Raw genomic sequence first — 13,833 nt, forward strand, 5'->3', positions numbered from 1 at the left:
GCCCGTGGGCCGGACCTCCTGATGGAGAGGTCCCGCCGCGAAGGACGAGGTCGCGGCTCCCACGGGCTGCGGTGACTGCCGTGGACTCGCTCGCCACCCTGCCGGTGCTGACCGGCGGAGCGTGCGGGCGGATCGGGCAATCCGTCCGATGTGCTCGGGCGACTAGCGGGCAGTCACCTCACGCGTCCTGGAGAACTTCATGTCCTGGACCACCTCCTTCCCGTGTGCCTCGAACCTACGTCCGGCCCCCGGGCCCGGCAACGGGTTTTCGGCACCGTTCCCGCATCGCGGACACCCGTCGCGGTGACCAGGAACAACGGCGGCCCGCCGCGAGTTGCCCCGGCATGACCACGATCGGATTCATCGGCTCCGGCCACATCGGCAGCGCCCTCGCGCGCCTGGCCGTCGAGCACGGCCACGCAGCCGTCGTCAGCAACTCCCGCGGCCCGCACACGCTCGTGGACCTCGTCGCCGAGCTCGGCGACAACGCCCGCGCGGGCACGCCCGAGGAGGCCGCCACGGACGGGGACGTCGTCGTCGTCACCGTCCCGTTCAAGGCGTACCGCGACGTCCCCGCCGCACCGCTGGCGGGCAAGGTCGTCATCGACACCAACAACTACTACTGGGAGCGCGACGGCCACGTCGCCGCCCTCGACGACGGCAGCACCACCAGCTCCGAGATGCTCGCCGAGCACCTCGCCGGCGCCCGGGTCGTCAAGGCGTTCAACCACATCACCGCCGCCGACCTCGGCACCCGCAGCACTCCCGCCGGCACCCCCGGCCGCCGCGCGCTGGCCATCGCGGGCGACGACGCCGAGGCGAAGGCCGTCGTCGCGGAGCTCATCGACCGGTGGGGCTTCGACGTCGTCGACGCGGGCCCGCTCGCGGAGGGCCGCCGCTACCAGCGCGACCTGCCGGCCTACGGCCCGGACCTCGACGCCGACGCCCTCCGCGCCGCCCTCGCCGAGGCCTGACGCCCCGCCCGGCCCTGCCCGACGAGAGGTCACGACACGCGAGCGCCCCGACCGGCGTGCCCGCGAGTCGTGACCTCTCGTCAGCTCGTCAGTCGTCCGTGGCGTCGCGCTGGGCCGGGACCCGCGGGTCGGGGGCCAGGAGGTAGCCGAGGCCGCGGACCGTGCTGATGCCACCGCGGCGGCCGAACCGGTCCGCGAGCTTCCGGCGGAGGTTGGCCATGTGCACCTCGATGCTCCGGCGGTCCGCGTCGGTCGGGCTCGGCACCGCGTGCGGGCCGTGCACCGCGACCGCGACGGCCAGCTCGTCCTTCGAGACCGGCTGACCTGCCCGCTCCGCGAGCGCCACCAGGATCTCGAACTCGCTGCGGGTCAGCTCGACGGGTTCGTCCGCCACCCGCACGCACCGCGCGGGCACCTCCACCACGAGGTCGCCGCGCACCAGCGTCTGCCCGCCCGTCCGGCCGGGCCCTGCCCCAGTCGTCATCGCCCCACGGTACGGCGGTCCACGGCGCGCGGCACGGGGAGCGTCACGGCGGCGCACCTGGGTGCTGGCACCCCGGTCCGGGAACCCGGACCTCAGGATTCCTGACACGGCCGCCACCGCGGACGATCCACCCCCCGTCCAGACACGAGCGGGGTCGCATCCCCGTCCGACGAGGGGGATCCCCAGTGCACACAGTGCGAGAGAAGCGGCGGGGCGGGGCACGTCCCGCCGCGCTGGCGGTCGCGGTCATCGCGGCCATGCTCGTCCCGGCAGGCGCCGCAGCCGCCGACACCACCGACCCGACCGCTGAGTCCGGCGTCGTCGCCGAGCAGCCCACGGCCACCGAGAGCGCGGCTCCGGCCGAGCCTGCCCCGGAACCCGCCACCGAGCCCGCCCCGGTCGCGCCGGCGACCACCGAGCAGGCGCCCGCCCCGGAGCCCGCCCCGGAGCCCGCCCCGCAGCCCGCGACCCAGCCGGAGGCGCCCCCCGCCGACGCGACGGCGACCACGTCGAGCACCACGTCGTCGACCTCCAGCACCAGCGAGTCCGAGCTCCCGACCATGAGCGGGTTCTTCTCGTTCTCGGGCACCACGTTCGACGAGGAGGAGTGGGTCGACGTCGCCACCGTCGCCACCACGCTCACCGCGGTCGACCAGGGCTGGCCGGTCGACGCCGACATCCACCTCGAGTGGTGGGTCGGCGACGTGGTCGTCGGCTACGGCCCGCAGTACACGCCGCGGCCCGAGGACATCGGGCGCATGATCGAGATCACCTGGACGGTCGTCGCACCTGGCTACCAGGACGCGAACGGCGGCGCCTCTGTCGCGTCGACCACCGTCGCCGGGGCGGAGCAGCCCGCGACGATGGAGGGCGACCTCATCGTCACCGGCACGACCGACCAGAACGGCGAGATCGTCGCCCCCGTCGGCCACACCCTGTCGGCCGCGCTCGACGACCGGTGGCCCGCCGGCGCCGAGGTCAGCTGGAGCTGGCGGGTCGAGGGTGTGCTCCGCTCCGTGAGCAGCACCTTCACCCCCGACCTGTCCGACCTCGGCGGGAAGGTGTGGGTCTACGCGTCCGTCACCGCGCCGGGCTACGAGCACCGCGTCGCCGGCGTCCGGGCCGCGCAGCTCGTCGTCGAGGGCACCGCGGTCCCGCAGGGGACGGTCACCTACAAGGGCGGCGACCACTGGGACGTCGTCCTCGGCACGACCACGTCGGTCGACCTCGCGGGCTGGCCCGCGGGTGCCGCCGAGACCGTCGTCTGGTCGGTCGACGGGTACGAGCGCGGCGAGGGCCGCACGTTCACGCCGACCGCGAAGGACCTGGGCGGGTACCTCGAGGTGTTCGTCAGCGTCACCGCCCCCGGCATGACGCCGTTCACCGACCACCGGTGGATGGGCACCGTCGTCACCACCCCGACGGTCTCCGTCCCGTCCTCGTCGATCACCGTCGGCGACATCGCCACGATCCCGGTCGCCGTCACCGGTCCGCAGGGCGGCCCGGTCGCGACCGGCGTCGTCTCGGTCACTCTCACCCCGCGAAGCGGCGGCATGCCGCTGGTCCTGCCGTCCGCGTCCCTCGTCGACGGCGTCGCGACGTTCACGGCCGCGAACCTGCCCGTCGGTACCTACACGGTCAGCGCCGCGTACACCGCGAAGGAGATCCAGTACGCGTTCTTCACGCTGATGACGGCCGAGCACGTCTCGGCGTACCGGTCCGCGACCGGTTCGGGAGTCCTGACCGTCGGCGCCGCCGCGGCGACGCTCACCGCTCCCGGCACCGTCCGGGCCGCGGTCGCCACCCGCGCCACGTTCGAGGCGACCCTCGCCACGAACGCCGACGCGCCGACCGGCTCCTGGACGGTTCGCGAGGGCGGCTCCGTCCTCGCGCACGGCGAGGTCCGCAAGGGCGGTCGCATCGCGGTGACGCTGCCGGTGCTCAGCGTGGGCACCCACACCCTGGTGCTCGAGGTCCCCGCCACCCCGTGGGCGGCTGCGGCTTCGGCCACGGTGACCGTCGTCGTCACCGGTGAGCCCGCGCAGGTCGGCACGACGCCGACCGTCGGCACCGTCCTGGACACGCCGAAGGCCGCCACGGTCCCCGGGCAGCAGATGGAGCTCGTCGCCGAGGGCTTCGAGCCCGGTGAGACGGTCGCGTTCTACCTGCACTCGGAGCCGATGTTCCTCGGCACCGCGGTCGCCGGCGCCGACGGCGTCGCCCGTCTGCTGGCGACGGTCCCCGCGGGTGCCCCGGTCGGGTCGCACACGGTCATCGCGACCGGTGGCACGAGCGGCCGCTGGGCCACCCTGGCCGTCGAGCTGGCCGTGCCCGCCGCCGTGACGCCGGTCGCGAACCCCGTGGTCGCCGCCCCCGCGGCCACCGCGGCGGCGTCGCCCGCCCTCGCGGTGACGGGCTCGCAGTCCGGCACCCTGATGGCCGGCGCGTGGCTGATGCTGCTCGTCGGCGGCAGCCTCGTGCTCGTCGCCCGCCGGGTCCGCGCCACGCGCTGACGCGCACCCCGCACGACGCGATCCCCGCAGCACCCAGGACCTGGGGGCTGCGGGGATCGTCGCGTCCGGGGGCGGTGGTCCGGGACGTCACCACTCCCGGTACGCGCCGATCGGCGCGACGTCCCGCCAGCCCTCGAACTCCTGCACCACCGCGCCCTCCGCACCGCAGTCCGGCAGGCCCAAGAACGCCCGGTAGTCCCGCACCCGGTACTCCGGCGCCTCCAAGCCGAGCGCCGCGAGCTCGGCCACCTCCTGCTCCGACACCGGCGACAGCGTGGTGTCGACCAGCATCGCCTCGTCGATCGAGGGGACGTAGGGGCTCCCGTCAGCCTTCATCACCTGCGGCCGCAGCCTCTCGCATGTGCGCACCGTGACCACGCCCGCCTCCTCCGTCACCGACAGCACCACCGCGGGCGTCGGCCCGATCGGCACCGTGGGGTGTTCGGCACTGCGCGGATCCAGCCCGATCGAGATCGCGCCAGAGGCCGGGTCGACGTGCTGCGTGAACTGTGCGAAATCGCCCGAGTCGACCAGGTCGGCCCAGACGAGGACCACCTCGGTCGTGCGGAGTTCCCGCACGGCTGGGTGACCCTCGTGCTCGGACACCTCGGGGGTCACAGCCTCGAGCGGCACGAGGTCCGGGATCGGCGCGTGCGGGTGCACGACCGGCGTGGGCACGACGCGGACCGGGTGCGGCTTCCCCGGGGCGCACCCGGTCAGGACGACCGCACCCGCCAGCACCAGCGCGGCCCACCCCGCACCACGACGACCCTGCCCGGCACGCCTCACCACTGCCGGTACTCGCCGATCGGCGCGACGTCCCGCCAACCCACGAACTCCTGCACCACCGCGCCCTCCGCACCGCAGTCCGGCAGGCCCAAGAACGCCCGCCAGTCCCGCACCCGGTACTCCGGCGCCTCCAGACCGAGCGCCGCGAGCTCGGCCACCTCCAGCTCCGACACCGGCGACAGCGTGATGTCGACGAGCATCGCGTCGTCGTCGGAGGGCACGTACCGGCTCCCGTCGACCTTCATCACCTGCGGCCGCCAGCCCTGGCACGTGTGCACCGTGACCACACCCGCGTCCTCCGTCACCGACAGGACCACCGCGGGCGTCGGCCCGATCGGCACCGTGGGGTGCCGGGCACCGCGCGGGTCCAGCCCGATCGTCACGAGACCCGAAGACGGGTCGATGTGCTGCGTGAACTGCGCGAACTCTCCCGAGTCCACCAGATCGGCCCACGCGAGCACCACCTCGGTCGTGCGGAACTCCCGCACCGCCGGGTGACCCTCGTGCTCCGACACCTCGGGGGTCACCGCCTCGGCCGGCACCAGGTCCGGGATCGGCGCGTGCGGGTGCACGACCGGCGTCGGCTCGACGCGTACCGGGTGTGGCTTCCCTGGCGCGCAGCCGGCCAGGACGACCGCACCGCCCAGCACCAGCACAGCCCACCACCGCGCACCACGGGCACGGACCCCGGCACTGCTCACCACTGCCGGTACTCCCCGATCGGCGCGACGTCGCGCCAGCCCACGAACTCCTGCACCACCGCACCCTCCGCACCGCAATCCGGGAGACCCACCAGGGTCCGGTAGTGCCGCACCCGGTACTCCGGCGCCTCCAGACCGAGCGTCGCGAGCTCGGCCGCCTCCTGCTGGGAGAGCGGAGACAGCGTGATGTCGGCCAGCATCGCCTCGTCGATGGAGGGCACGTACGGACTCCCGTCGGCCTTCATCACCTGCGGCCGCCAGCCCTGGCACGTCTGCACGGTGACCACGCCCGCGTCCTCCGCGACCGATAGCACCACTGCCGGCGTCGGCCCGATCGGCACCGTGGGGTGCCGGGCGCTACGCGAGTCCAGCCCGATCGTCACCAGACCCGACGAGGGGTCGATGTGCTGCGTGAACTGCGCGAACTCCCCCGAGTCCACCAGGTCGGCCCACGCGACCACCACCTCGGTCGTGCGGAGCTCCCGCACCGCCGGGTGACCCTCGTGCTCCGACACCTCAGGCGCCACCGCCTCGGCCGGCACCAGGTCCGGGATCGGCGCGTGGGGGTGCACGACCGGCGTGGGCACGACGCGGACCGGGTGCGGCTTCCCCGGAGCGCACCCGGTCAGGAGGGCGCCCGCGCAGGCGACGAGAAGGGCGCGCGACCCCCAGCGATTCACGGCATCGCCCCGCGGTTGCGGGGCTGGTCCTCCCCGAGGACGCGGACGTCGAGGGCGGCGCTCCCCGCGCGGTTGCTGTACGCACTGGCGACGGTGCCGTAGTCAAGGGCGAGCTGCCCGACGACCTCCGCCGCCGGGACGGGTCGACCGTCGTCGCGGGTGTACGGCGGGTCGATCTGGTCCCACCCCGCGGTGAGGGCGTCGGCGAACGCGGCCATCGCGACCTGACCGGAGTCGAGGCCCCGGTCGATCACCGCGTCGAGCTCACCGTCCGCCAGCACCCCCGGCATCCGCGCCGCGCCCACCTGGCCGAGTCCGACCTGTGCCAACTGGGCCAGGTAGTCGACGACCCCGCTGCCCGTCGAGAATCCCGGTACGAGGGCCGCCACGGTGAGGATCGCGTCGAGGTCGCGGCGTGCCCGGTCGCTGACCTCCTGCGCCTGCAGGTGGCCCTCCAACGAGTAGGACGCGTACGTCAGGCCGTACAGCGCGCCCACCTGGCCGAGCAGCGCGGCCGCCTCGCCGGCGGTGGGGTGGGTCGGGCCGGTGAGGTGGTCGCGGACGCGGGTCGCGTACTCGGCGACGTGGCTGCCGTAGACCGCGAGTGCCCCGGGGTCGAGCGTCGCGATGCCGAGCAGGCGGGAGAGGTTGCCGGCACTCACGTCTAGGCGTGGCGCCGTGGCCGCCATCCCGTCCGGTCCGATGATGGTGAAGAAGTGCGCGTTCAATCCAGGCTCCGCCACCCCCACCAGCCCCGCCGCCGTCTCCCCCGCGTACGCCCCCAGCGCCGCCGCGATCCCCCGCGCCGCGTCGGGCGACACCGTGCCGGCCCGCAGCGCGAGGTTCCCGCCGAGCGCCTCGAACGCCCGCGACGCGAACCCCGTCACGGTGACCCAGGCGTCACCGACGGGGACGCTGTGGTGCGCGGCGCGGGACGTCGGGCTGTTCACGACCGCGTCCAGGACCGCGGCCGGCGCCGCGAACCGGTTGCCGGACCAGTCGTGCTCCCCGAACCAGTACGTGGTGACCTCGGCCGGCCGGGACGCGAAGAAGTCGAGGGCGTCGTCGGGGATCCGGGCGACCTGCGCGAAGACCGACGCGGCGAGGCTGATCGACCGGTGCGCGAAGACCCCCGAGCCCGCGTCGTGCCGCCCGGAGGTGTGCGTGAGCAGCGCGAACCGGTCGGGGTCGTGGACCCGGATCTCCTCGACGCGCTCGAGCGCCCCGAGCGCGACACGGGGCGCGAGGCCGGCCACGGACAGCAGGTGCGCGACGACCTGCACGCCGACGACGTCCGCGCCCGGGTGGTCCGTGACACCGGTCCCGGTCGCGTCGACCAGGGTCCGGCCGAACCAGTGCTGCTCGGCGGGCGGCCAGGTCCGGGAGGCGGTCGCGAGCCCGGTGGCGAGCGCGGCGGCGAGGTCGGTCGCCGCGACCTCGCCGCGCGGGAACCCGCCGCCACCGGTCGCGGCGAACGAGTTCATCAGCCCGACGAGACCGGCGGGACCGAGCCCGGCGACGAACGCGGACATGACCTCCGGGTCGCTGGAGTACAGGGCGAGCAGCTGCGCGACCAGGTCGTGGTCCCGCCCGGTCAGCTCCCTGCCGCCGCGGAGCCGACGCAGCACCTCGGCCACCACCTCCGCCACGGGCCGCTGCGTCCCGTTGCCCCGGAACGCCACGCCGGCCCAGGCCTGCGCACCCGGCCCCGCGGCGTCGAGCAGGTCGGCGGCGGTCCGCTGGTCCTGCCGCGCACGGTCCCGGCCGATCTCGTCGAGCTCGAGCAGGCGCGCGTCGATGGTCCGCTGCGTCTCGGCGATCAGCCGCGTGAGCGCGACCACCCGGCCGGCGCTGGTGCCGTCGCCGCTCAGCACCTCGGCCTTCGCCCGGACGAGGCGCCGTCGGTGGTCCTCCAGGTCGTCCTCCGCGACCCGCAGCCGCGAGCGCACCCCGTCCGCCTCGTCCTGCACCTGCGCGAGGCGGCGCGCGTACGTCGTCAGCGCCTCGGACACCCGACCCCAGGAGTCGACCGCCGCGTCGGCGCGCCGGCGCGTGTCCGCCACGGTCTCGCGGAAGGCGTCGGCACCCTGCCCGGACCACGTGTGCTCGTCGGCGTCGCCCGCGTACCGGTTGACGTCCCACGACGCCTGCGCGAGCGCGTCCGCCAGCCGATCCACCTCGGTGGCCGCCGCGCCGCAGACCTCCGGCACGCCGTGGTCGGGGTGCCGCTGGTCGCTCACCGTGCCTCCGCCGCGAGCGCCGCGTCCGCCCGGACGAGCTCGGCCAGGCCCTCCTCGCCGCGCCGGGCGACCTCCACCCAGCCGGCCCACGCGTTCGCGTCCTGCTGCTCGATCATCCGGAACGCCTGGACGAAGGCCTCGATCACCTCGTCCGACCCGCACAGGCCGATCGACGGCGGCACCCGGTCGGGCTCGACGTGCTGCCCCACGGCCCGGATCGACGTCAGCACCTCCTGCACCGTGTCGACGTCCGCCACCAGCTCACCCATCGTCACCACACCCGTCCGCGTCGCCGACCAGCAGTCCCGTCGACGCTAGGGCGGGGCCACCACTCAACCGACCACTCACGGCGCACGGTCGGGCCGGCGCTGAGTAGTCGCCGACCCGGGCGCGGTCAGCAGGTCGCGAGCACGTACCCGTCGTCGGCGGGCGTGCGCAGGTCGCGGTCCCGCAGGACGGTCGACGTCGGCCGCCGCGGGTCCGCGCACCGGTCCGGGAAGGGCCCCGCGTCGTACTCGACGTCCAGCACCGCGTCCCCGTAGACGTCGGTGTACGCGGCGCACTCGTCGTACGCGAGGCACTCCTCGGCGACCGCGAAGTCGAACCCGGCCTCGTCGCGGCCGCGGGTGCCGAGGTCGGGCGCGTTCTTCTGGGCGACGGCCAGGCCCGCGGCGTGCGCCACGTCGACCAGCCGCGCGGCGAGGTCGACGGCGTCGTCCTCGGTGAGCCGCCCGTCGGACCGGGTCCACGAGTCGAGGTTGTCGAGCTCCACCGCGTCGAACCCGCGGTCGGCGCACCGGGTGACCTGCGCGCCGACGACCTCCGCGATGGCCGCGCGCTTCGCCCCGGTCGACGTGTCGAGCAGCAGCTCGTCGGGCCAGCCCGGGTCGACCACCGGGTCGCCTGCGTCGTCGCGCAGCACAAGATCGGGGTGCTCAGCGAGCCAGACGTCCCGCTCGGCGGGCTGGGTCTGGAACCCGTTGACGTAGCAGCCGGACCACCGGTCGGTGTCGGGGGCGTCGGTCACGTCGCGGACGACGCCACCGATCCCGTCGGGCGGCGCGTACCCGCCGCCGAGCTGGTAGTCGACGACCACCCCGGCGGGCGGCAGTCCCGGGCGCGCCGGCGCGGGCCCCGAGCACCCGGCGACCGCCAGCAGCGTCGTCGCCGCGACGGCGCACCACCCGACGCTCGACCGGCCCACCGCCCCACCTCTCGTCCTCGGACGAGCAGTATGTCCGCATGGGCATGCTCAACGACTACTTCACCGCGCCGTCCGACGAGGACGCCGCCCTGGCTCTCGACCTCCCGGGCGGACCGGGCGCGCCGGTCGAGGCACCGCCGGTGCGGGGGATGCTGTTCGGCTCCACCCCGGCGGCGACGCCCGGGCCGTCGCGCTTCCCCACCGTCCCGGGCTACCGGATCGACCCGTTCATCCAGATCGCGACGCTCGAGGCGCTGCTCACCGGGATGACGTACGACGCGGTGCGCGCAGCCCGGTCCGGGGAGCAGCCGGTCGCGCTGTCCGACGACGGCGACTGCGTGGTGCTGCGGCTGCCGGACACGCTCGGCGCGGCGCTGGCGGACGCGTCCGACACACGGCTCGCCGAGGTCGCCGTCCCGTGGTCGCGGACCGACGAGCTCGCCGGGACGGACCCGGGTGAGCTGCACGCGTTCCTGGTCCCGCTGGCGGCGGTCGCGCGCGCCGGCCGGGCCCGCGGCGAGGCCCTGTACTGCTGGACGGCCGTCTGAGCCGGTCGCCTCAGAGCACCGTCGCGAGCCGGTCGAGCGCGGCCAACGGGTCCGGCCCGGCCGGCGCGAGGACGACGGCGTCGGTCCCGGCGGCGTGGATCGCGGCGAGCCGGGCCCGGACCTGGTCGCGGGTGCCGACGACCGCGAGCTGGTCCACCCACGCGTCCGGCAGGGCGGCGGCGAACTCCGCGCGGTCAGGGGTGCGCTCGCGCAGGGCCCGGAACTCCGCGGCGAACGGCATCGGGTCGATGTGCGGTGCCCAGCCCGGGTCCCCGATGTACGCGAGCGCGGGACGGACCAGCGCGCGGGCCTCGGCCGGGTCGTCGGCCACGGCGCCCACGTCGTACGCCGCCACCCGGTGCCCGGGGACGTCGCCGATCTGCGCACGCGCCGCGCGGGAGTACTCGGGGCCGACCGGCTCGGCCAGCACCGTCCCGTCGGCGACCCGCCCGGCCGCCGCGAGCGACTTCGGCCCGCGCACCCCGGCGAGCACCGGCGGCACCACTGCCGGCGGCGACTCCAGACGCACGGCGTCGAGCTGCACGTACCGGCCGTCGACCGTGACCTCCTCGCCGCGGAGCAGCGCGCGCAGGGCCGTCACGTACTCCTCGAACGCCGTCAGCGGGCTCGCGGGCCACGCGCCGGCCTGGCGCATCCAGTCCGGCATCCCGTGGCCGACGCCCAGGTGCAGGCGCCCCGGGAACAGCTCCGCCACGGTGGCGACCTCCATCGCGGCGAACGCGACGTTGCGCGCCCCCACCGGCAGGATGCCGACACCGACCCGGATCCGCTCGGTCACCGCGAGCGCCGCCGCGGCCTGGGCGATCCCGCCTCGGAACCCCAGGTCCTCGACCACCCACAGCTCGGCGAACCCGAGCGCGTCGGCGCGCCGCGCGTACGGCAGCACCTGGTCGGCGGGCAGGTCGCGGGGCAGCAGCACACCGACGTCGGGCAGGGTCTCAGCAGCGGGACTCATGAGGACGACTGTACGCAGGGGTGTGACCAGCGTGTTCACCGTTCGGGCGTCGCGTGCGAGCCGGGTGTGCTCTGCTGGGCCCCGGCACCGCGAGGTTGCAGGGCCAGGCTCGTGTACACCGCGGCCACCAACGAAGGGACCCAGGCCGGCCATCTGGCTTGGGTCGGCGCGGGCCACGGACCTCGCGCCCCTCCGGCCACAGGCCATCTCGGGCTCAACGAAGGCCTCGGCCGCGACAGTTGCGTCGAAGCTCAGCATCGTCACTGCTCACCCGGTGCAGGCGCCCACGGGTTCCCGAGCAGGTAACCCACCGGCACGTCGAGGACGCGGCCGAGCCGGCCCAGGAGCGATCGCTGCTCCTCACTCACCTCAACGTCGTACTCGTACGTCTGGGTGCAGAGCGTCTCGAGCGCGAGCCGCCGCTCGCCGGCATTGATCAAGACCGCAATCGAGTCAACGTCGCTCGCAGGCAGTCCAGCTGCGCCTTCAAGCGCCCGTCGCAACTCGCTGGTCACAAGGTTCAAGTCCATCGCTTCTCCCGTCACGGCAGCGGGAATCCGGTGATGATGCCCTCGCCACCGGGCTCGATGATCACCCGGATCGGCACACCCTGGCGCACCCCGTCGACGAGATACCGAACTGGCGCACCGTTCTTCGTGAACTCGGCCCCCACCTTCCCCGTCTGCTGAATCCACTGGAGACCGGGATCTGTGGCGACGTCAGACACGTTGTGCATGATCTGTTGTGGCGACCAGGACCTCGGGAACAACGTGTTACCCAACTCGCCCGGCGGCATGTGGCCGTCGAGTATGTGGCTGGTGCGGGGCCAGACCCTATCGTCGCCGACGTAGAACTCGGTCCCGGCCTCAGCGGCCAGCCCAGCCGCAACCACGAAGCTCGCCGGCTCCCGAGCCTTGCGTGAGCCGACCGACCGCGCTGTGGATCGCTCCACCGACAGGTGCACGTACTGTCGTCCCATCGGACGTAGCCCTTCGAGCCGAACGATCTCGGCGGCGGCCAGGGACGTCCCGTGGAACAACTCTGCTGGTGGCGACGCGGGCGCCCGCACGACTCGGCCCGGCACCGAGTGTCCATAGAGCGCCCGGATCCTCCCGTCTCGCATCTCGTGGCGTCGCTTGCTCGCCCCGGCCACCATCGTCTCGACATCAGCCACAGTCAGCGACGACAAACCACGCTCCAGGCGCGACGCCTCGACGAGGGATTGCACCGACGACCAACCCGCCTCGTCCAGCTCAAGCTCGTACAGCCAGGCTTCATGGCGCAACGCGTGGGACACCAGACGACTCAGGTCAGTCAAAGTCGATCAAGTCCTCGACGGCCTGGCGGAGCCAGGCGTAGAAGTCCGGATACTCACCGCGACCCTCCCAACCAGGAGAAGCGAAGTCATGGATGACTACCACCCGCTCGCCCCCGAGGACCAGGTCCCAACAGGCCACGTCGTCGTTGTCCTGGCGAGCAGCAAAGGGGACGAGCTCCCGAGAAGGGAACCGCCGGGCCAAGCCGTCCCGGCGCTCACAGAGCGCCTCACCCTCAAGGACATGCCACGGCTCCAGGTTCGTCAGCCCCAGCTGCACCACCCTCACGAACGAAGACGGGTACCAGAAGCCGGGAGGTAGATCCTCCTCCGGCAGAAGATCAGGCACTAGTTACCGCTCCATCCCGTGATCGACGAGCCATAAAGGTTCGCCGCGCGGTAGCCCGCGCTCTGATTGCCGATCCTACTCGTCACCCCAGGTCGAAGGGGCGCCCCCCTTCGTCGTCGTGAATCTCCCGACCAGCGACGAAGGAAGCGCGTCGTCGAAGCCCCGTATGGTCGCCTGGACGTCGATCCCGGCGCGTTTTGCCGCCAGCACCCTGGTGTTATCCAGTGATGTCAGGCCACCATCGGGCATCCGCACTACGTCGATCGCATCACCCACCCAGCCGTTGGCGCGCATGCTCGCCTCGATTTCTGCCACGCCGTTCACCGAACTCTGGCTGAAGCGCACGGTCGATGCGGGCACGCTGTTGACGGCCGAAACGCCTTCCCCGCCGAGGCGAAGAAGTTGACCGGCCCCCGGTCGGCCCCTGCCGCCACCACCGTCGCGCCCCGGCTGCGCCGCCGTAGCCGCAGCCGCTCGTGCGCCAGACGTGAGAGCGCCGGACGCGCGTGAGGCTGCCGCTGCCACCGCCGCGGTGCCACCACGCACGACGGGTGCAGCCACGCTCCACAGTCCCTCGGTCAGAGCGCCGATGGCTCCCCCGACGACGGTGTCCCGCGCCAGGCTCCCCCACGAGAACTTCTGGGTCTTCTGGACCTTCGACTTCCACAGGTTCGTCGCGGCCCCGGCCGCCGCGCCTCCGAGCGCTGCGCACCCGACGCTCCCGGCGCCTGCGGTCAGGGCCAGGCACCCGGCGGTCACCACCGCCCCGGTGATGCCGCCGACGATCTCGGCCTGGTACTTGTTCACGAACCGCGTCGTGGACTTCCACGCGGAGCTGGCCTTGCCACCGTCCGCGGCGTGGCGCAGTCACCGTTGCCCGGGGTCCACGCCGAGGCGAGCTGCCGCAGGCCGTCGTACGCGAAGCACTGGGCGTCCGCGGCCTTGCCCGTCGGACAGTCCACCACCGAGGTCGGGTTGCCCATCTGGTCGTAGGTGTACGTGAGGTCCATGTCCAGACCCGCGACACCCTCGCGCTCCACCCAGGTCTTCTGCAGGCGGC

At 73.9% G+C, this 13,833-nt stretch carries 16 protein-coding genes; 3 read left to right on the forward strand and 13 right to left on the reverse strand.

All coding sequences use genetic code 11. The features are described from left to right. Positions 1–344: 344 nt before the first annotated feature. Positions 345–974, forward strand: a complete 630-nt coding sequence (locus tag ACFVXN_RS15960; RefSeq protein WP_389234591.1) for an NADPH-dependent F420 reductase — start codon at positions 345–347, stop codon at positions 972–974. A gap of 88 nt (positions 975–1,062) precedes the next feature. Here ACFVXN_RS15960 and ACFVXN_RS15965 read toward each other — a convergent pair whose 3' ends face one another. Continuing rightward, positions 1,063–1,458 carry a winged helix-turn-helix domain-containing protein gene (locus tag ACFVXN_RS15965; RefSeq protein ID WP_389234594.1) on the reverse strand — a complete coding sequence of 132 codons (396 nt, stop codon included), beginning with the start codon at positions 1,456–1,458 and terminating at the stop codon, positions 1,063–1,065. A 185-nt stretch (positions 1,459–1,643) separates the two neighbouring features. Between ACFVXN_RS15965 and ACFVXN_RS15970 the strand changes: the two genes are divergently transcribed. Continuing rightward, positions 1,644–3,971 carry a hypothetical protein gene (locus ACFVXN_RS15970; RefSeq protein ID WP_389234597.1) on the forward strand — a complete coding sequence of 776 codons (2,328 nt, stop codon included), beginning with the start codon at positions 1,644–1,646 and terminating at the stop codon, positions 3,969–3,971. Between the two features lie 87 nt (positions 3,972–4,058). Here the strand turns inward: ACFVXN_RS15970 and ACFVXN_RS15975 are convergent, their stop codons facing one another. The 6 genes from ACFVXN_RS15975 to ACFVXN_RS16000 all read right to left on the reverse strand — a co-directional run bounded on the left by ACFVXN_RS15975 (position 4,059) and on the right by ACFVXN_RS16000 (position 9,585). After that, positions 4,059–4,649, reverse strand: a complete 591-nt coding sequence (locus ACFVXN_RS15975; RefSeq protein ID WP_389234600.1) for a hypothetical protein — start codon at positions 4,647–4,649, stop codon at positions 4,059–4,061. Positions 4,650–4,756: 107 nt separating this feature from the next. After that, on the reverse strand, positions 4,757–5,416 hold the full coding sequence (locus tag ACFVXN_RS15980; RefSeq protein ID WP_389234603.1) for a hypothetical protein: 660 nt from the start codon (positions 5,414–5,416) through the stop codon (positions 4,757–4,759). Positions 5,417–5,457: 41 nt separating this feature from the next. Beyond that, entirely contained in the window at positions 5,458–6,048 is a 591-nt protein-coding gene (locus ACFVXN_RS15985; protein WP_389234606.1) for a hypothetical protein, read from the reverse strand. A gap of 89 nt (positions 6,049–6,137) precedes the next feature. Then, positions 6,138–8,381 (reverse strand): hypothetical protein, encoded by a 2,244-nt coding sequence (locus ACFVXN_RS15990; protein ID WP_389234609.1) that lies wholly within the window; start codon positions 8,379–8,381, stop codon positions 6,138–6,140. Then, entirely contained in the window at positions 8,378–8,650 is a 273-nt protein-coding gene (locus ACFVXN_RS15995; protein WP_389234612.1) for a hypothetical protein, read from the reverse strand. Before ACFVXN_RS15995 ends, ACFVXN_RS15990 begins: the two co-directional genes overlap by 4 nt. A gap of 125 nt (positions 8,651–8,775) precedes the next feature. Continuing rightward, the gene (locus ACFVXN_RS16000) at positions 8,776–9,585 is read right to left on the reverse strand and encodes an endo alpha-1,4 polygalactosaminidase (RefSeq protein WP_389234615.1); all 810 of its coding nucleotides are present in this window, start codon (positions 9,583–9,585) and stop codon (positions 8,776–8,778) included. A gap of 38 nt (positions 9,586–9,623) precedes the next feature. Between ACFVXN_RS16000 and ACFVXN_RS16005 the strand changes: the two genes are divergently transcribed. Beyond that, a complete protein-coding gene (locus ACFVXN_RS16005; protein WP_389234618.1) occupies positions 9,624–10,133 on the forward strand; it encodes a hypothetical protein in 510 nt (169 codons plus the stop codon). Between the two features lie 10 nt (positions 10,134–10,143). Here ACFVXN_RS16005 and ACFVXN_RS16010 read toward each other — a convergent pair whose 3' ends face one another. The 6 genes from ACFVXN_RS16010 to ACFVXN_RS16035 all read right to left on the reverse strand — a co-directional run bounded on the left by ACFVXN_RS16010 (position 10,144) and on the right by ACFVXN_RS16035 (position 13,813). Further along, positions 10,144–11,109: an LLM class flavin-dependent oxidoreductase gene (locus ACFVXN_RS16010; protein WP_389234621.1), complete on the reverse strand. Its 966-nt coding sequence runs from the start codon at positions 11,107–11,109 to the stop codon at positions 10,144–10,146. A gap of 260 nt (positions 11,110–11,369) precedes the next feature. Continuing rightward, positions 11,370–11,654, reverse strand: a complete 285-nt coding sequence (locus tag ACFVXN_RS16015; protein WP_389234624.1) for a MafI family immunity protein — start codon at positions 11,652–11,654, stop codon at positions 11,370–11,372. Further along, positions 11,651–12,406: an RNA 2'-phosphotransferase gene (locus ACFVXN_RS16020; RefSeq protein ID WP_389234627.1), complete on the reverse strand. Its 756-nt coding sequence runs from the start codon at positions 12,404–12,406 to the stop codon at positions 11,651–11,653. Before ACFVXN_RS16020 ends, ACFVXN_RS16015 begins: the two co-directional genes overlap by 4 nt. A 13-nt stretch (positions 12,407–12,419) precedes the next feature. Continuing rightward, entirely contained in the window at positions 12,420–12,773 is a 354-nt protein-coding gene (locus ACFVXN_RS16025; protein ID WP_389234630.1) for a hypothetical protein, read from the reverse strand. Between the two features lie 75 nt (positions 12,774–12,848). Beyond that, the gene (locus tag ACFVXN_RS16030; protein WP_389234860.1) at positions 12,849–13,580 is read right to left on the reverse strand and encodes a hypothetical protein; all 732 of its coding nucleotides are present in this window, start codon (positions 13,578–13,580) and stop codon (positions 12,849–12,851) included. Beyond that, positions 13,577–13,813, reverse strand: a complete 237-nt coding sequence (locus ACFVXN_RS16035) for a hypothetical protein (RefSeq protein WP_389234863.1) — start codon at positions 13,811–13,813, stop codon at positions 13,577–13,579. The genes ACFVXN_RS16030 and ACFVXN_RS16035 overlap by 4 nt, the downstream gene beginning before the upstream one ends. Positions 13,814–13,833: the final 20 nt, after the last annotated feature.

Origin of the sequence: Cellulomonas sp. NPDC058312 (assembly GCF_042880135.1) — a bacterium.
Lineage (GTDB): Bacteria > Actinomycetota > Actinomycetes > Actinomycetales > Cellulomonadaceae > Cellulomonas.

What these genes read in the sequence shown, in the direction of transcription:
- ACFVXN_RS15960 (WP_389234591.1), top strand. Translation starts at nt 345, where the DNA reads ATGACCACGATCGGATTCATCGGCTCCGGCCACATCGGCAGCGCCCTC.
- ACFVXN_RS15965 (WP_389234594.1), bottom strand. Translation starts at nt 1,458, where the DNA reads ATGACGACTGGGGCAGGGCCCGGCCGGACGGGCGGGCAGACGCTGGTG.
- ACFVXN_RS15995 (WP_389234612.1), bottom strand. Translation starts at nt 8,650, where the DNA reads ATGGGTGAGCTGGTGGCGGACGTCGACACGGTGCAGGAGGTGCTGACG.
- ACFVXN_RS16005 (WP_389234618.1), top strand. Translation starts at nt 9,624, where the DNA reads ATGGGCATGCTCAACGACTACTTCACCGCGCCGTCCGACGAGGACGCC.
- ACFVXN_RS16010 (WP_389234621.1), bottom strand. Translation starts at nt 11,109, where the DNA reads ATGAGTCCCGCTGCTGAGACCCTGCCCGACGTCGGTGTGCTGCTGCCC.